Origin of the sequence: Pseudomonas sp. EL_65y_Pfl1_R83 (assembly GCF_963970695.1) — a bacterium.
Lineage (GTDB): Bacteria > Pseudomonadota > Gammaproteobacteria > Pseudomonadales > Pseudomonadaceae > Aquipseudomonas > Aquipseudomonas tritici.
In genome coordinates this window covers 384,926-402,326 of record NZ_CAXAQI010000001.1, presented here as the reverse complement: position 1 = coordinate 402,326, position 17,401 = coordinate 384,926, and the positions used below count along the sequence as shown (strand labels likewise).

At 58.6% G+C, this 17,401-nt stretch carries 16 protein-coding genes; 11 read left to right on the top strand and 5 right to left on the bottom strand.

Annotated features, from left to right (window positions below):
* Positions 1-13: 13 nt before the first annotated feature.
* A complete protein-coding gene (locus AACY08_RS01840; RefSeq protein WP_339467596.1) occupies positions 14-418 on the top strand; it encodes a Rid family hydrolase in 405 nt (134 codons plus the stop codon).
* A 261-nt stretch (positions 419-679) separates the two neighbouring features.
* On the opposite strand, the gene AACY08_RS01835 is transcribed toward AACY08_RS01840, so the two are convergent.
* Complete coding sequence (locus AACY08_RS01835) at positions 680-1,474, bottom strand: helix-turn-helix transcriptional regulator (RefSeq protein WP_339418053.1); 795 nt, start codon at positions 1,472-1,474, stop codon at positions 680-682.
* A gap of 453 nt (positions 1,475-1,927) precedes the next feature.
* Between AACY08_RS01835 and AACY08_RS01830 the strand changes: the two genes are divergently transcribed.
* From AACY08_RS01830 to AACY08_RS01820, 3 genes are all read left to right on the top strand, one after another.
* Complete coding sequence (locus AACY08_RS01830) at positions 1,928-2,452, top strand: hypothetical protein (RefSeq protein WP_339467595.1); 525 nt, start codon at positions 1,928-1,930, stop codon at positions 2,450-2,452.
* Positions 2,453-2,831: 379 nt separating this feature from the next.
* Positions 2,832-3,575 carry an ABC transporter permease gene (locus tag AACY08_RS01825; protein ID WP_339467593.1) on the top strand — a complete coding sequence of 248 codons (744 nt, stop codon included), beginning with the start codon at positions 2,832-2,834 and terminating at the stop codon, positions 3,573-3,575.
* On the top strand, positions 3,575-4,288 hold the full coding sequence (locus tag AACY08_RS01820) for an AAA family ATPase (protein ID WP_339467591.1): 714 nt from the start codon (positions 3,575-3,577) through the stop codon (positions 4,286-4,288). Before AACY08_RS01825 ends, AACY08_RS01820 begins: the two co-directional genes overlap by 1 nt.
* 56 nt (positions 4,289-4,344) lie before the next feature.
* Here the strand turns inward: AACY08_RS01820 and arnT are convergent, their stop codons facing one another.
* Entirely contained in the window at positions 4,345-6,000 is a 1,656-nt protein-coding gene (gene arnT / locus AACY08_RS01815) for a lipid IV(A) 4-amino-4-deoxy-L-arabinosyltransferase (protein WP_339467590.1), read from the bottom strand.
* 174 nt (positions 6,001-6,174) lie between these two features.
* Positions 6,175-6,852 carry a histidine phosphatase family protein gene (locus AACY08_RS01810; RefSeq protein ID WP_339467745.1) on the bottom strand — a complete coding sequence of 226 codons (678 nt, stop codon included), beginning with the start codon at positions 6,850-6,852 and terminating at the stop codon, positions 6,175-6,177.
* A gap of 274 nt (positions 6,853-7,126) precedes the next feature.
* On the opposite strand from AACY08_RS01810, the gene AACY08_RS01805 reads away from it, so the two are divergent.
* The 6 genes from AACY08_RS01805 to AACY08_RS01780 all read left to right on the top strand — a co-directional run bounded on the left by AACY08_RS01805 (position 7,127) and on the right by AACY08_RS01780 (position 14,396).
* Positions 7,127-7,795 (top strand): ABC transporter ATP-binding protein, encoded by a 669-nt coding sequence (locus AACY08_RS01805; protein WP_339456990.1) that lies wholly within the window; start codon positions 7,127-7,129, stop codon positions 7,793-7,795.
* 1 nt (position 7,796) lies between these two features.
* The gene (locus AACY08_RS01800; protein ID WP_339467589.1) at positions 7,797-10,259 is read left to right on the top strand and encodes an ABC transporter permease; all 2,463 of its coding nucleotides are present in this window, start codon (positions 7,797-7,799) and stop codon (positions 10,257-10,259) included.
* Positions 10,249-11,313: a lipocalin-like domain-containing protein gene (locus AACY08_RS01795; RefSeq protein WP_339467588.1), complete on the top strand. Its 1,065-nt coding sequence runs from the start codon at positions 10,249-10,251 to the stop codon at positions 11,311-11,313. Before AACY08_RS01800 ends, AACY08_RS01795 begins: the two co-directional genes overlap by 11 nt.
* Before the next feature lie 137 nt (positions 11,314-11,450).
* Complete coding sequence (locus tag AACY08_RS01790; RefSeq protein WP_339467586.1) at positions 11,451-12,446, top strand: hypothetical protein; 996 nt, start codon at positions 11,451-11,453, stop codon at positions 12,444-12,446.
* Between the two features lie 2 nt (positions 12,447-12,448).
* The gene (locus AACY08_RS01785; RefSeq protein ID WP_339467584.1) at positions 12,449-12,802 is read left to right on the top strand and encodes a hypothetical protein; all 354 of its coding nucleotides are present in this window, start codon (positions 12,449-12,451) and stop codon (positions 12,800-12,802) included.
* 127 nt (positions 12,803-12,929) lie between these two features.
* Positions 12,930-14,396 carry a hypothetical protein gene (locus tag AACY08_RS01780; protein ID WP_339467582.1) on the top strand — a complete coding sequence of 489 codons (1,467 nt, stop codon included), beginning with the start codon at positions 12,930-12,932 and terminating at the stop codon, positions 14,394-14,396.
* A 64-nt stretch (positions 14,397-14,460) separates the two neighbouring features.
* Here the strand turns inward: AACY08_RS01780 and AACY08_RS01775 are convergent, their stop codons facing one another.
* Both AACY08_RS01775 and AACY08_RS01770 read right to left on the bottom strand, forming a co-directional pair.
* Entirely contained in the window at positions 14,461-15,561 is a 1,101-nt protein-coding gene (locus AACY08_RS01775) for an SMP-30/gluconolactonase/LRE family protein (protein WP_339467580.1), read from the bottom strand.
* On the bottom strand, positions 15,558-16,235 hold the full coding sequence (locus tag AACY08_RS01770; RefSeq protein WP_339467577.1) for a sterol desaturase family protein: 678 nt from the start codon (positions 16,233-16,235) through the stop codon (positions 15,558-15,560). Before AACY08_RS01770 ends, AACY08_RS01775 begins: the two co-directional genes overlap by 4 nt.
* A 204-nt stretch (positions 16,236-16,439) precedes the next feature.
* On the opposite strand from AACY08_RS01770, the gene AACY08_RS01765 reads away from it, so the two are divergent.
* A complete protein-coding gene (locus tag AACY08_RS01765) occupies positions 16,440-17,363 on the top strand; it encodes a substrate-binding domain-containing protein (RefSeq protein ID WP_065880947.1) in 924 nt (307 codons plus the stop codon).
* The last annotated feature ends 38 nt before the right edge of the window (positions 17,364-17,401 follow it).

Sequence of the window (17,401 nt, the reverse complement as noted above, 5' to 3'; positions counted from 1 at the left end):
ACAAGGACTCGTCATGCAGCGAAAAGTCATCAATCCCACAACCGTGTTCAACTCCCTGCAATACGGCTTCAGCCAGGCCCTGGAAGTACCGGAAGGCCGGCGCATCCTGCTTTCCGGCCAGGTGGGCGTCGATGCCCAGGAGCGTACTGTCGGCCCTGGCATCGCTGAGCAGACCGCGACCGCCCTGGACAATATTGAAAAGGTTCTGGCCGAGGTCGGCGGCGATCTGTCCCATGTGGTGATACTGCGGCTGTATATCGTCGAGTCAGCGCGTGACCAGCAGGAGCCGATTGCCCAAGCGCTGCGTGAGCGCTTCGCGCACAACCCTCCGCCGTCTTCGTGGATCATTGTCAGCGGGTTGTCGTTGCCGGAGTGGTTGATCGAGATTGAGGCTGAGGCTGTGATTTCACGACAGTGATCGCAACAAATCCCCTCACCACAGGAAGTGCCTCATCCCACGGGGCCTCCAACGCTTTACATCAAGGGACGTAGGATTGCTGTCGATGTCGCCGCGGTAGCGGTGTTTGGTCGGGAGGATATCCGGGCGGCATTGCAGCAGGACCCCGGGAACGGATGGGCGCGCTGGATACGCTACTGTGCCTGAAATACCTCGGGCCTTTGATAGTCTGCGATCAACAGCTGAGCATCCCTACCATCGCGAATGCGCTCAATTTACTCATCAAGCACCGATCATCCATTTGGCCAAACCATGCCGGCCACTGACGCCCAGCTTGGCAGCGGCGCGCTTGAGGTAGGTTTCGATGGAGCTGTTCTTCACGCTGAGTTTTTCCGCCATCTGCGGCACGGTGCCGCCCGTCAGCAGACCGAGGCACACCTCCTGCTCGCGTGCCGAGAGGGTGATGTCGCCGAGGGACAGGCGCTGGTAGAACTCACGCTGCAATTGCGATTGTTCCAGCAACGTGTGGGCCGGTTCGACTTCGGCGTGCGGCGCCTGGCGCAGGCTCTGCGCATGGCACTCGATCAGTGGCAGCAGGGTGTCCGACAGGCACTTGAGAAACGACAACTCGGCCAGGGAAAACCCGCGATGGTTGGGCGGACGATAAAACGAAATCACACAGCGCCGGTTGCCCTGGCGCGACACCAGGTTGCACTGGTGCGAGTTGCCGCGTGGGTACGCGCTTTTAGCCTTGGCCTTTAGCTGGATCAGCAGCGGGTCCTGCATGCCGAGCATTTCCCGCAGCAACGGGTGGTCGTCCATGGAGTTCAGGGGCAGGGGCGGCGGCAGATCCTGCGTCTGGCCAGCGCTGCCGAGCAACGTGATATCGAGCACGCGGTTGCGTAGCTCGTCGAGGGTCCATTCGCTGAGGTCCACCAGGTGGATCGGTACCCACTTGTCCACCAGGTGCAGCATGTGCGCGGCGAAGTCCGCGTGGCCACTGTTGGCAATCAACTCGCCCATTTCGGCATAGAAATTCGGGCTTTGGGTGTTTGCAATACTGCGGGTCAAACTCATTGCCATCTCATCCTTGATGTCGAAAACCGTCTACAAATTCTCTGGCCTTTGCGGGGCGATCCGTGGCTCACACACCAGAGTGGGTACTCGAAATTGTAGTTAGCTAGGGGATTCGTCCTACGCATGTAGCAGAAACGATGGACACAAAGTGCCATAAAAACAACGTCATTAATTCGACGTTTCTGAGGGGCAATTCCGGACGCGAAAAACCTAGAGATGTTTCTGAGGTTATTTAACGTATTGATAATTAAGCAATAATTACTTTTTTTAAGTGATCATGAGATCCGGCAGCGGCTAAACATAGCCAATGTCCTACAGCTCTTTAATCGTTTCAGCGGATCACCGTCAGCCGAGCAATCAACCAACTGCTGATACGGACCCTATAACTCAAAGTCTTTTTGCTATGCGATTCAGCTATTGAGTTGTTCATGAGGCAACGCATTTAATTCGGGCGTGACAATCCTCCGCAGCACCCTGGCACCGGATGCCGGTGAACCGTGGGTCGATGGGCAGCGCCAACGCTTTAGCTCGCCCTTGTCGGCACGCCGAGTCGGCATTGTGGCCGTGCACCAACAGCCCGACGAACCCACCGCGGCCTTGCCGGAACCCGACACCGAACGCCTGCTTTGCCTGGTCGACAGTCAGCGCACACAAGGCGTGGCCATCCTCTACATATCCCAGCGCCTTTCCGACCTGCAAAGGGTCACCAACCGCGCGATCGTATTGCAGGAAGGACGGTTGACCAGCGACCTCAACACCCGGCACTTGCCGAGTGCGGCTTACACCTTGTTTGGGGATGTGGCCGAGCATCCTGCGGTGACACCGGGCACGTCGTTACCGGTGCAGTTTCTGGAACGGTTCACTGGGGCTGGGTTTATTCGCAATCGGGCCGAGGGGCGGGCGGTGCAGGAGCAGGTGAGGGGGTTGCCAGCCCATAAGACTAGCTCGCTGCTGAACGACGAAGCGGAGTCAAATTAGGGTTACATATCTGTTCGGGCGCGCTATGAATGGTGCCATTTGTCGGATTGTTTTATGCGTGCTTGTAGGAATAATCGTCATCCTGCAAAAAATATCTGAGTTGGAGCTTTCTGTTTCTTATGATTTGGTAAGCCGTATCGTATTGATTTTATAAAAGGTCGTATTTGATGAGGAAGGCTGGAAGAAACTTTGGCACTTTGTGCAATTGTTAGTATTCCGAAAGTGGTGAGTGAAACTTCCTAATTAAAATCGTCAGCTGTCCTGCGCTAAATGTTTATAACTGTTGCGGTTTTCTCCGGGAGGGCTAGAGTGTTTTTTTTTTGCGGGTTGGTAAGCGGTTGAGTATTAGAAAGAAAGGTCCCGTTCCGTGAGGTGAATAATGAATCAGTATTTGTTGTTCGCGCCATGTTCACTCGCGGCGCTCTTTATAAAGGAACAATTGAAAGAGCCTGTTGCATTATTTTGGACAGTGGTATCTCCTGTGGCGACCTACTATTTGATCACCTACACCAAGGTTCCAGTGAGTGATACCGCTGTCGATTATTTGTCCAGCACTTCCTGGTTTTACGCTTTTGTAGCGTCAAGTGTGGCGCTATTTGGTCTGGCGTTTTACATCGTGGGCCGGAGGGAAAGTGGCTTTCTGCGGTCATTCGTTTATACGGGCCGAACAAGAATTATCTTTCTTGTGGGGCAGTTTCTCGCGTATTCGGCCGTTGCAGTACTGTATTGCACTGTCTTCTATGTGCTCACGCGTCATTCTTTGGGTGTGTTTAATGGTGCTGAATACTTAACTGTGGTGGCGCGATTTTATATATGTTTTCTTATTTTTTCCATACCCTCGCTCTTGCTGACGCTGGTGCCGCTGGGTTTCCAGAATGCGAGTACTGTCTTTTCCATGTTATCCCTGACGATGTTGGCGCTTGGAATTGTGAGTGCTGGTTCTTCCAGTCCAGTCATTACCGTCGTCAGTTTTTTTAATCCAATGGGGTGGGCAAACAAGGTTATGTTAGTCGGGTTGGCGGAGTGCCGGCTGGTGGTTTTGATGGTTATCGTTTTGTTGTTGGCTTCGCTCTTTTTGACCTTTCGCTTTTTACTTATCAATCCCGTATGGAGTCGTTATTGATGAAGCGGCTTATCGCAAACTCTCTTGACGTCAGGTATGCCTCTCATATTTTGTTGCATCATGCGACTCTGACAATTGAGTCGGGCTCCATTTCAGGGTTGCTGGGCCCTAATGGCTCCGGAAAAACTACCTTTTTCGATGTGATTTGTGGCCTGAAGAAGATTGCTGGCGGTGAGATAAACAACTCTTTTTCCAAACTGCTTTACCTGTCGCAAATCATCAACACGCCCCCCGTGTTCCGCATGTTCGACATCTTCAAAATGACCATGCTCTTTTGCTCCGAAACAAAGGTCACTCAACAGCACGCTCTGGAGAGGATCGGAAAATGGAGCCCCGGCATTGCAGAAAGGTATTGCGACATTTGGAACAAAAAATCCTCCCTCTGTAGCTACGGAGAAAAGCGTTGGTTTTTTACTTTGTCATTGCTCTGCGCCAACGCGGACCTGGTGATACTGGACGAACCCACGGCGGGTGTAGACCCTGAGTTTCGTTATCACATTTGGCGATGTCTGAAGGGGGCGGCGGCGGAAGGTGTCGCGGTGCTGGTTTCGTCGCACAACGTTGATGAAATCGTCATGCATTGCGATGACTTTTACATGCTTAGTCAGCGGCGATTCAACCGTTTCACAGACGCGCAAAGCTTCATGAGCACATACGGTGGTGACAGTCTGGATGAGGCATTTATCCATGCCGCCAGCCTGCCAAATGGATAGACCACGCCGAATAACAGCAGCAGGATCACCGCGTTCAGTTATCCACAATGCCGCCCTCAGGCCGATTTCGGGTAGATGATCAGTTCCAGGCAACCCTTGTGGTAGCGTTTGCCCCCAGGCGGCAGTTGCCCTGCCTCACGCATTTCACTGGTGCTGTTGACTCGCATCAGCACGCCTACCGAGCCGCGCTGGCGCGCGTCCTTGAGCCAGGTTTGTACGTCCTCCAATTCGACTTTGCGACGTACCGACCCCGCGTATTGCAAACCGTAGCGCAGCTCGCCCTCGGTGTCATACAGCGCCACTTCCGGGCGTTTCAGGCGCCAGGCCAGGGCGCTGGCATTGCTCAGTTCATTGCTCAACAGTGCGTTGGTCTGCTGCAATTCTTCAAGGTGTTCGAGCACGAACTGGTCGGGCATTTCGTTATCTGCGATCCACGCCGGCATGCTCGCTGGCAGCAGGGTCACCAGCAGGCCGATGCCCAGCACCGGCATTGCCCACAACGTCAGCGGGCGAAACGCTTGCAACAAGTTGGTGAGGATCCACACCAGTAACACGATAAAAGCCAGGGACAGGCTGAACATCTCTGCATGGCTGTTGCTGTACATCGGCCGAGCGATTTGCAGGTAGATCAAGCCGATCATGGCGACCATGCCGATCACGAAGTTGAGCAGGCCATTGAGGCAGATTGTGCGGGCGCGGCCGGTGCTGATCAGGTCGACCAGGGTATGCCCCATCAGCAATGCCAGAGGCAGCAGGCACGGCATTATGTAGGTCGGCAGCTTGCCGTTGCTCAGGCTGAAAAAGCCCAGCGGTAGTAGCAACCACAGGGCCAGGAAGGTGATCGCCGGCTGGCGCTTTTCCTGCCAGGTCTTGCACAGGGTGGCGGGCAGCAGACCTGCCCACGGCAGGCAAGACACCGCGATGATCGGCAGAAAGAACCACCACGGACGCACGTGTTGCGCGTTGTCGGCGCTGAAGCGGCGGATGTGTTCATTCCAGAAAAAGAAGCGCCAGAAGTCGGGTTCCTGAAGGTGGATCGCCAGTGCCCACGGCAGGCACACCAACACCGCAACCGCCATCGCCAGCGGGCCATAGCGCAGCAACTCGCCCAGGCGGCGTTGCCAGAGCATGTAGGGCACTGCAATCAGCACTGGCAGGGCCCAGGCCAGGAAGCCTTTGGTCAGGAAACCCAGGCCGCAGGCCAGGCCCAGCACGGCCCAGGCGTATAGGCGAGCACGCGTCGTGGCGCTTTCAAGTGCAAACCACAGGGCGACCAGGCTCAGGTTGACCCACAAGGTGAATTGCGGATCAAGGTTGGAGTAGCCCGCTTGCCCGGCCACCAGGCCGAAACTCAGGTAGAGCAAGGCGCAGGCGAAGCTTTTGCGCGGATCATTCCACAAACGGCGGGCAACCAGGTAGGCAAGCAGCACGCTCAGGCCGCTGGCCACGGCTGAGGCGATGCGCACACCGAACAGGTTTTGGCCAAACACTGCCTGGCCCAGGGCGATCAACCAGTAGCCGCCGGCGGGTTTTTCGAAGTAGCGGATACCCATGAAGTGCGGCGCCACCCAGTTGCCGCTTTGCAGCATCTCCTGGCTGATCTGGGCGTAGCGGGTTTCGTCCGGGGTCCACAAGCCGTGCAGGCCCAGAGGCAACAGGTAAAACGCGATAAAGGCCAGCAACACTACCGGCAGGGGCTTTAATCGATTCATGAACACGTCGCTCCCTGACGCTTAGTGGCGGATGTTTGAAGTAATGAAGTAATAACGGAAATGGCCACAGCCTTCATTGAGTTACGGGAAATAGTCATGACGTCCTTAATGAACAGGCGCAACTAAACATGCCAGAGCAGGGCTGTCTTTTTGCTGAACAGGCCGAAGGGTAAGTTAATAGAGTTGTTTCAGCGCGGCGGGCCAGTCGGGATTGTTGACGATGCCCAAGGTCTTGAATTTACCGTGGGGCAATACCTGTACGAACAGCGCACTGCCGTACTGGGGGAACGTGGCGTGGGGAAAGCCCAGGGTGGCTTCAAAGTCGGCAATGCAACCGCTATGGGTGACGAAAACCAGATTGCGTCCTGGGGTTTTGTGGCTGAGCAGTTCTTCACCCATCGCCGCGCCGCAGACGGCTTGCTGGCCGGAGGTTACTTCGTTTTTGCCAAACATGAAGCGCAGCGTCTGAGCCGTGCGGATAGCGGGGCTGGCCAGTGTGTCGCTGCCCTCCATGCCCAGTGCTTTAAAGGCGTTGCCCAGGGTTTCCGCCTGTTGGCTACCGTTGATCGTCAGGCCTTCCACGGGGCCCAGGCAAGGGTTGGTCGAGCGGTCGCAGCGCTCTTCGTGACGCACCAGCACGATCAGGTCACCGTCGCGCCAGAGGGGCAACACGTGGGAAGTCAGCAGGCGATCACTGACGCCCAGGTCGCGTGGCGAGGCGTGCCAGAGCAGGTTGCCGGCGACCAGCAGGCCGACCACGAATAGCCCCAGCCATAGCGGTCGCAGGCGCTTGATAAAGGCCCGGCGCGAGCGCGGTTTGGTCAGGGTAAGGTCAACCACTTCATTCACCATGGGCATTGTTGGCAGTGTCGTGTTAGTTGGTCGCAACGTGTTGGCGAATGCCCGTAGTGGTGCCGGAGGCTGTCACAGGTGGGCTGTCTTTTCGCTGAACATGTTGTGGTTAAACGTTGTCAGGCGTGGCAACTAACAAGTTGCCGACGAATGACCCATGGCCGGCAATTTAAAGTGCAGTGAGTGGGCAGCCGGTGAAATCAATGTGAAAAATTTGCGTGGCTGGGAGCCGCAACCGTTATTCTCGATTGCCGCCCATCAAACGAGTGTTGCCATGTTGCAGGTGCAAGGAGTGTCTAAAAGCTACGCCACCCCCCAGGGTTCGTTAGCGGTGTTGGCCGGTGTCGATCTGCTCCTGGCCGAGCGCAGCAGCCTGGCGTTGATGGGCGAATCGGGCAGCGGCAAGAGCACCCTGTTACACCTGGTGGCCGGGCTGGATCGGGTGGATGGCGGCAGTATCCAGGTGGGTGAGCAGCGCCTCGATCAGCTCAGCGAGGCGCAACTGGCCCATTGGCGGCGTACGCAAATCGGATTGGTATTCCAGCAGTTCAACCTGATCGGCAGCTTGCGGGTCGAGGACAATCTGGCGTTCCAGGCGCGGCTGGCGGGGCGGTTTGACCCCCAGTGGCAGGCGCAACTGGTGGAACGCCTGGGCCTGGGTGATCTGCTCAAGCGCTACCCGGAACAACTCTCCGGTGGTCAGCAGCAACGGGTCGCGGTGGGGCGGGCATTGGCGTCAAGGCCGGGCCTGTTGTTGGCCGACGAACCCACCGGCAACCTTGACGAAGCCACCAGCGATGAAGTCCTGCAACTGCTGCTCGACTTGCTGCGCGACAGCCCCACCAGCCTGTTGATGGTCACCCACAGCCCGCGCATTGCCGCACGGCTGGACCGGCAGGTGGTGCTGCACCGCGGCCGTGTCGTACCGGCAGGCGCCGCTTGAGATGGCGGTGTTTTATTGGACATTACGCGCGCTGCTCAGCCACTGGCGGCGGCATCCCGTGCAGTTCTTCAGCGTGCTCACCGGCCTGTGGCTGGCCACCGCGCTGTTGATTGGTGTGCAAGCGCTCAACAGCCAGGCGCGTGACAGCTATGCCCGCGCCAGCCAATTGATCGGGGGTGAACCGCAGGCCAGCCTCAGTGCACCTGACGAGGCCGCTTTCCCGCAGGCGGTGTTTGCCCAGCTGCGTCGTGCCGGGTGGCCGGTGTCGCCGGTGGTGCAGGGGCGCGTGCAGCTCAAGGGGCTGGAAGATGTTCGCTTGCAGTTGATGGGCATCGACCCGGTGTCGTTGCCCGGCAGTGGTGCGGTGGCGGGTCAGCGCTTGAGCCAGGCGCAGATGCTGGCGTTTTTCGAGCCGCCGGGGCGCACTTGGATCGCGCCGCAGACCTTGCAGGGCCTAGGGCTGTACGAAGGTCAGCAGCCGACTACCTTGAGCGGTCATACACTGCCGCCGCTGCAAGCCCAACCGGATATGGCGCCCGGCTTGCTGCTCACCGATATTGGTTTTGCCCAACCTGTGCTGGAGATGCCCGAGCGCCTGTCGCGCCTGCTGGTGGACAAGGCTTTTGCCGCCGGCCACCCCACGCCGCCCGCCGGATTGCAACTCAAGCAGGGCGAGGACAACAACCTCGCGCGCCTCACCGAAAGCTTTCACCTGAACCTCGATGCGCTGGGCTTCCTGTCGTTTGTGGTGGGGCTGTTTATTGTGCACGCCGCCATCGGCCTGGCCCTGGAGCAGCGGCGCGGGCTGTTGCGTACCTTGCGTGCCTGCGGGGTCAGCGTGCGGATGTTGATCGTCAGCCTGAGCGTCGAACTCGGCGTGTTGTCATTGCTGGGTGGCGTGCTTGGTGTGGCGAGCGGCTACCTGCTGGCCAGTCTGCTGCTGCCGGATGTGGCGGCCAGCCTGCGCGGCTTGTATGGCGCCGAGGTGGCGGGGCAGTTAAACCTGAGCCCGTGGTGGTGGGGCGCGGGGTTGGGCTTGAGTTTGTTCGGCGCTTTGCTCGCTGGCGCCAGCAGCTTATGGCGGGCGGCGCGCCTGCCATTGCTGGCGCTGGCCAACGCCCAGGCCTGGCATGAGGCGCATGGGCGCTGGTTGCGCCGTCAAGGTTGGGTGGCCAGTGCGGCGCTGCTGATCGCGGTGCTGGCGCTGTGGTTGGGCAATAGCCTGGCCGCCGGCTTTGTGCTGATGGCCGCCTTGTTGCTTGGCGCTGCACTCGGTTTGCCGGTGGTGCTCAATGGCCTGCTCAAGGCCGTGTTGGGGCGCAGCCGTTCGGTGCTCGGCCAATGGTTTCTGGCGGACTGCCGCCAACAGTTGCCGGCTTTGAGTCTTGCGCTGATGGCATTGCTATTGGCCCTGGCCGCGAATATTGGCGCGGGTTCCATGACCTCGGGGTTTCGTCACACATTCAATAACTGGCTGGAGCAGCGTCTCACCGCCGAGCTGTACCTCAACCCGCAAAACCCGACGCAGGCGCAGCAGCTCAGTCACTGGCTGGCGCAACACCCGTTGGTACAAACGGTGTTGCCCACCTGGCAGGTCGCGGTGCAATTGCAGGGCTGGCCGGCGGACTTGTTTGGCGTGGTCGACGACCCGACCTATCGCCAGCACTGGCCGTTGCTTGAGGCGACGAATGATCCGTGGGACCAGTTGCAGCGTGGCGATACCTTGATGCTCAGCGAGCAATTGGCGCGCAGGCTCGGTGTGCAGCTCGGTGATAGCGTGAGCATCCCCACGCCACACGGCGTGTGGGCGCCCAAACTGGTGGGGATCTACGCCGATTACGGCAACCCCAAGGGCCACGTGCTGGTCAATGCCCAGCACCTGTTGGCCCACTGGCCGACGCTGTCACCGGCGCGTTTCAACCTGCGGGTTTCACCGTCGGACGTGGCGCCGCTGGTGCGTGAGGTGCAACGCGCCTTTGCCCTGGAAGACAGTCGCATCATCGATCAACAGCAACTCAAGGGTTGGTCGAGCCAAGTGTTCGAACGCACCTTCGCCGCCACGGCCGCGCTGAACAGCCTGACGTTGGGCGTGGCCGGTGTCGCGCTGTTTATCAGCCTGTTGACCCAGAGCCAGAGCCGCCTTGGCCAACTTGCACCGCTGTGGGCATTGGGTGTCACGCGTCGGCAACTTATGCTGCTCAACCTCGGCCAGACCTGGCTGTTGGCGGTGCTCACGCTGGTGCTGGCTGTGCCGCTCGGCCTGCTGTTGGCGTGGTGCCTGGACGCCGTGATCAATGTGCAGGCCTTTGGTTGGCGCTTGCCGTTGCAGGTGTTCCCGTGGCAGCTGGCTCAATTGCTCGGGTTGGCGATGCTTGCGACCTTGCTGGCCTCGGCCTGGCCGTTGTGGCAGTTGTACCGCAGCCGCCCGGCGGATTTGTTGAGGACGTTTGCCAATGAAGATTAAGTGCCTGTTGTGGGCGTTTTTAGTGTTATTGGGCGCTTGCGACAAAGTCCCAGAGCCGCAGGAAAGCTTTGCCGGGCTGGGCAGTGACGCGGCAGATTTCGCCCAAGTGGTGCCCGGCAAAGTCTTCAGCTTCCCCGAAGACCATGGTTCCCACGCCGGCTTTCGCATTGAATGGTGGTACGTCACCGCGAACCTCAAGGATGAACAAGGCAATGTATTCGGCGTGCAATGGACGTTGTTTCGCAACGCCCTCAAGGCCGGGCCGACGCAAACGGGCTGGCACGACTCGACCATTTGGCTTGGGCACGCCGCTGTCACCTCCGCCACCCACCACTACGCCGCCGAGCGCTACGCCCGAGGTGGCGTCGGCCAGGCCGGCGTCCAGGCGGTGCCGTTCAACGCCTGGATTGACGACTGGAGTTTCGCCACCCGCCCCGGTGCCGCGAGCGCGTTGGCGGACATGCAGCTCAAGGCCAACGGCGCGCAATTCGCCTATGACGTGCACCTCACTTCCAGTCGCCCATTGGTGCTGCAGGGCGACGGCGGCTACAGCCGCAAATCCAACCAGGGCCAAGCGTCGTACTACTACAGCCAGCCGTTTTTCAACGCCAAGGGCAGCGTCAGCATCGACGGCAGGACCTATCAAGTCACCGGCGCCGCTTGGCTCGACCGCGAGTGGAGCAGCCAACCGCTGACCGCCAGCCAGACCGGCTGGGACTGGTTCTCGCTGCACCTGGACCGTGGCGAGCAGTTGATGCTGTTTCGTGTGCGACAAACCGACGGTGCGTCGTATATGACCGGCACTTGGATTGATCACGAAGGGCGTACGCAAACCCTGCACAACGCGGATATCCAGCTGACACCGCTGGAAACCACCCACATTGACGGCCGCAACATTCCTACACGCTGGTCGCTGAAAATTCCTGGCAAACAGCTGGATATCACCCCCCAGGCCGTCAACCCCAAAGCCTGGATGAACCTGAGTATTCCGTACTGGGAAGGCCCGGTGCAGTTTGACGGTGGGGTAGGTTATCTGGAGATGACCGGATATTAGCGTGGTTTTTGTAGGCTCTATTTCTTCGCTGTGTAGGTAACTTCCCAAATGTGAATCGGCCCCCCTGGACTTGTGTTCGGGGCGTGGGCGCTTGCTTATATTTCGACGCCATCTCTATTGCATCCTGGATGTAGGGCATGGCGCAGAGCTATATCAACGACCGCGCGACGGACTACCAGAGCTTGAAAATCCGGTTGATGGGCGGCGCCCTGAGCCGCCAGCGTTCCGACCATTTTGATGTGTTGAACCGGCATTTGCGCACTGGCTTTGTGGCTCAGGGCCAACTGGTGATTATTCCCGACAGCCACAGCGTGAGTTGTTCGGTCGAGGAAGCCTGGCTGATGCGCCATGCCGAAGAAGTCCGCCGAAATCTGGAGCTGAATGCCGCGGCCGGCACGGTGTTGCTCGAGAACTATGACTTGCTGCAGAGCTTCCTGGCGAATGGCTCGATGGGTATCGGCAGCGCGACATCGGCGTGGGCGCGGCACTTGAATGAAGTGGCGCAAACGCTGGAAGAAATCGAGCGGCTGCATCAGCGGTTGAAAGACGGTCGTTTGGACAGGGCGATGTTTATCCAGCAGCGCCAGGCGGTGTTTCGACGCTTAAATGTACAGCTGCAGGGTGCGGCACGTTTTGGTACGGGATTGCGGGGCAATGAGTCGTTGAAAAAGGTGTTGGGGATTTCGACCAAGAGTTATCTGCACAAGGGTGAAATCGCGGGGTATGCGAAGCGGATTCGGGAGATAGCGCAGATGTCGAAGTGGTTGGGTAAAGGGACTTATGTGGGGTTGGTGTTGGATACGGGGGCGGCGGGGTTGGAGATCAAGGAGGCATGTGTGGCGGGAAGGGAGGCGCAGTGTCGGAGGGCGAAGTATGTGGAGACGGGGAAGTTTACGGGTGGGGTTTTGGGGGCAGCGGGGGCTGGGGCGTTGGGTGCTGATCTAACTCGTCGTGCATGCAACATTTTTTTAGGTGTCGCGACTAGAGGAAGCGGTGCTCTGAACTGTGCAATTGTTGGGGGCGCTGCTGGAGGGTATGCAGGAGGCAATCTAGGGGGAGCAGGTGGTGCGTTCTTGGGCGGCAAGGTCATAGAGATAGATGGCGATTTGATCTTTCAACCAGAGGGAGCTTAACGATGTCTTGGTTTTTCACCTACACCATCGTGATGGTGATTGGGACGTTCGTTGTTGTGGGACTGATGTGTTATGCCACGCGTGCAAAACTCGACGAGCTGGAAAGTTACTTCAGTGAAAATGTAGAGGTGCTCAAACTTCAGCAACGCTGGAGAAACCGGCGGCTCGCTAGATTTAATCGTATGTGCCTCATGATCAGTATCCTGACAATGCCAAAACGCCACGTGAAAGACGGTTTTGTGACTGAGGCAGAGTTGGCCGCTATACCTTTAGCACTCAAGCGCTGGGCTGTATGGCTGTATCGTCTCGCGATATTTTTGGCCTCCTACTGGGGTCTTTGGATTACTTGGCTCTAAGAGCGTGTCCTTTTTTACACATTTCCCTGAAAAATACACTGTACATACATCCAGTAATATCATAGATTCCATCCCAGGTGATCGGATGTCACCTGAGCTTCACTTTTTAACTATGGATGGATAAAAAATGAAATCGAAAAAAGCCTTTATGCTGGGCGCGGCCATGGCGGCCTCCTGCTTCGTTTCGGCCTTTGCCCTGGCCGAGCAATACCCATCGCAACCGCTTCCAAAACTCAGTGCCCAGGCCGTCAAACAGGCTGCCGAGAAAGCCCTCAAGCCCGGTGGCAAGCTTGAGTCCAAACAGGTTTCCCCGCAGCTCCAGCAAAAGCTCAAGGCGGCGATGACGGTGAAATCGGCCGCTAAGTCCAAGGTGGCAGCCAGCAAGGCGGCGAAAATCACCACGGTTGCTACCGCCGACAGTGAACTGAAGAAACCCGATCAGGACAAACTCAAAGTCGCCGCTGCCGATTTTGTACCGCTGTTTCCGACGCTGGATGTCAACACCCTCTACACCATCACCGACGTGCAGACCGGCCAGGACTTTCCCTATCACTTCAACCTGCCACAAAGCGCCCGCGTGCTGGTGCAATTGATTGACCAAAGTGCCGGCGCCAACATGTCGCTGACCCTGTTCCGCGATGATGGCCAAGGCGACCCGCAACTGATCGATACCTCCGACAACCCGGGCAATGCCGATGAGTACCTGAGCGGTGTGCTGCCGGCAGGGGATTACTACTGGTACATGGTGGCCAACCAGGCCGACAACGCTCAATTCAGCTTTGGCGTGGGTGTGGAGACCAACATCGATGCCTATGAGCCCAACGACACCCCACAGACGTCGTTCGTACTGCCAGATGCCCTGAACAGAGTGACGGGCAACATCGACAACCCCAACGATATCGATTACTTCGCTTTTCAGGCCACTCGTGGCCAAAACGTGGCGATCGCCTTGAGCGACGACAAGAAGGGCGTGCGGGACCAATGGATCTTCGAGCGTCTGGAGGGGAACAACTGGGTAGTGGTGCCGGCTGATACCAGCCTGACGACCTCCGGTATCGCGCCGGGCTATGTGGCCCAGGTTCGTGTGCGGGCCAACCCTGCTGTGGTCCAGGACCCTACGGCTGAGTACAAGCTGACCTTGGGTTCGGCGCCGCACTTGAACGGCTTTGAGGTGAAGGGCGACAACGTGGTGCGGGTGCCGAACAACGTATTCTGGATGGCGACGCAGGCGGCACGGACCTTGACCTGGTCCACCAATTGGTTCGACTCCACTGGCGTGCCGCTGCTGGGGGTGACCCCAGTGCTACGTGTCGACAAACGCTTTGAGGGCACCGAGTTCCACTGGACCGACTTCAAGGCCACCACCAACAGTGCAGGTGCGTCCCTGTCCAGTGCCGCGCTGGGCGATTGCTTCGGCGAGTACCGTGTGGAGTACCCGGACAGCAGCTCCGGCGTCAAATACAACTGGGCCACTACCTTCAACTTCGGTGGCTGGCGTATCGAGCTGGAGGAGTTCCCAGGTGTGGGCGTGGGTGGCGACAACGTGCCTTACGTGACCCTCGGGCATATCTGCACACAGGACATCCTGCACTGATTCAACGTCGTAAATGAGAAGGGGTAGCCATAATGGGCTACCCTTTTTTTCGCTAACGGCCGTTTTATTGACCTGTTAATGCGAGCGCCAACGGCAAGCGCGCCATGCTCGTGCGCTTCAATGAACCCAGGTAAAGCCAGTCGCCATACTCCCGAGCGGTAGTGATGGGCGAGTAATTGCCTGCACTGCCATCCTGCAGATTGGCGATGACGTTACCCTCAGTATCCAGCCCCAGCACAAAAGCTTTGCGCTCGATGGGTTTGGGCACCACCAGCAGCGCGCGCACCATCACCTTGCGCAGCAGCGGGTAGCCGGCAAAGCTGTCCAGCAGTGGATTGCGCGGCGAGTACAGCGCCACCCAGAAACGGTCCCTGCCGTTGAAGCTGAGGTTGTCCGGCAAGCCGGGCAGGTTGTCGATGAACAAATCATGGGTGCCGGCTCGTTCGCCTTTGAGCCAATAACGGCTGATGCGATAGGCGCCGGTCTCATTCACCAGCACATAGTTTTCATTCGGACCCAAAGCCACGCCGTTGGCGAATTGCAGCTGGTCCAGCAACACATCGGTGTTGCCGTTGCTGAAGTCATAGCGCAGCAGCCGACCATCGCCGCCATGCTCGATCACCGCTTCACCGTCCTGCCCATAACCCCAGCGACTCGATGCATCGCTGAAGTACGCATAACGTCCGCTGGCGTCCACGATGACGTCATCGGTGAAGGCAAACGGCAGGTCATTGGCGCCGGTGCTGAGGGGGGTGAGTTGGCGTTGGGCATCCAGTGCAAGCAGTCCCTTGATCCCATCGGCAATGATCAGGCGACCATCCGGGTGTAGCGCCATGCCCAGGGGGCGCCCGCCGGTATTGGCCAGCACTTCCAGGCTGCGGCTGTCGGGTGAGGTGCGGATGATGCGTCCGTCATGCAGGCCACTGATCAGAAATCCCTGGGCATCCAGCAGCAAGGCCTCGGGCCCGGCGATGTCCTGGGCGCCGATCTTCTGCACACCCCTGAGACGCTGGTTCTCAGCGTAGGGACCGTCTTTCATCGAGGGCGCCTTGGGCGGCGTCCAATTCACCGGTTGCACCTTGGTCGGCATTAATAGCAGAAAGGCGATCACTGCCAGAAACAGCACAAACAGCAGATGGCGCAGTTTTCTTGGGCGGGTACTCATGTGGATTCCTGGTTGTTGTGGGGAGGCGGTTCCCAGTGCAGGGTGCCGAACAAGTAGTCCATCAGGGGAAGCACGATATTGAAATTACGCCCCTGCATCAGCTCACGGCGGTGATGCAGGGCATGCAGCCGGTGCATCTGGCGGATCCACGGCAGGCGCGCCAGCGGGTGATTGGCGGGCAAGTGCTCGCAGGCGTGAAACACTTCGTAAAGTAAATACCCAAGGATCATGCACCCGGCGAACAGCCCGGCGACGTTGGGGCTCAGTTGCTGAAGCAGCCACCAGGCGGGCAAGGTGATTGCCAGGCTGTGCAACACGATCAGCCAGGCCGGGAACAGGATAACGCGCCAGTCCCTCGGGCTGTCGAAAGTCATGTGGCCGGGGGTGAAGAAGCTGTGGTGATCGCCGGTGTGGCGCGCGTAGAACAAACGAGTCAAGGCATGTTTATGGTGGCCGAGGTGGCGGTGCACCAGGTAGATGCAGAGGTTGAAGAACACCAGCGTCAAGGGCACGGTCAGCCATTGCAATGCGGATACGTGGGCGGTGGATGACCACGCAAGGGCGATGCAGGCAACGCCGTAGCCGAACACGAAACTGGCGTGAAGCCAGGGGTTGTAGTGGGGCGCGACGTTAGCGCGGTAGCGGACGCGAAAGGTCTCGGTGGGGTGGCGCATGGCGGGCAGCTCGGTGTTTTTATTGTTGGTGGATGAGCTTAGTTGCTACTCGAATTTGTGCGAGTTTTTGCGTAGTACACAACGCTAATGTGGGAGCGACCGACCAGCGGCCCCTTGCGCCTGCCTAATTTCCTTGCTAGCTTCTCGCAAAATGTTAACGATAACATTTGCTCTAAAAATAAAAACAAAACAGAGACCCATGCCATGAAAATGCTTCCGAAAACCCTGTGTTTATTGGCTGTAAGCATCACCCTCGGCACCGCTTCCCCGGCGTTTGCCGACACTGCCAAGCCGATCCGCATTGGCGCGTCCTTCCAGGAAATCAACAACCCCTATTTCGTCACCATGAAAAACGCCTTGGAAGAAGCCGGGGCGACCATCGGCGCGAAGTTGATCATCACCGACGCCCGCCATGACGTGTCCAAGCAGGTCAGTGACGTCGAAGACATGCTGCAAAAAGGCATCGATATCCTGCTGATCAACCCCACCGATTCGGTGGGCGTGCAGTCGGCCGTCAAATCCGCCCACGCCGCCGGTGTGGTGGTGGTCGCGGTAGACGCCCAGGCGGATGGCCCGCTCGATTCCTTCGTCGGTTCGAAAAACTTCGACGCCGGCTTCCAGGCCTGTGAATACCTGGCCAAGAACATCGGCAACAAAGGCAATATCGCCATCCTCGATGGCATCGCCGTGGTGCCGATCCTGGAGCGTGTGCGCGGTTGCAAAGAGGCCGTTGCGAAGCACCCGGACATCAAGATTGTCAGCATCCAGAACGGCAAGCAGGAGCGTGACCAGGCGCTGACCGTCACCGAGAATATGCTGCAGGCCCAGCCCACCCTCAAGGGCATTTTCAGCGTGAATGACAACGGCTCCCTCGGCGCTCTGTCGGCCATCGAAGCCAGTGGCCTGGACGTGAAGCTGGTCAGCGTCGACGGCGCGCCGGAAGCGATCAAGGCGATCCAGAAACCCGGCAGCAAATTCATCGCTACCTCGGCCCAATACCCCCGCGACCAGATCCGCCTCGCCCTGGGCATTGCCCTGGCGAAGAAGTGGGGCTCGCAAGTGCCGGCCACCATTCCAGTGGACATCACCTTGATCGACCAGGCCAAAGCCAAGGATTTCAGTTGGTAAATCGTCCAGGCCCCACGCCATCCGTGGGGCTTAAGGTT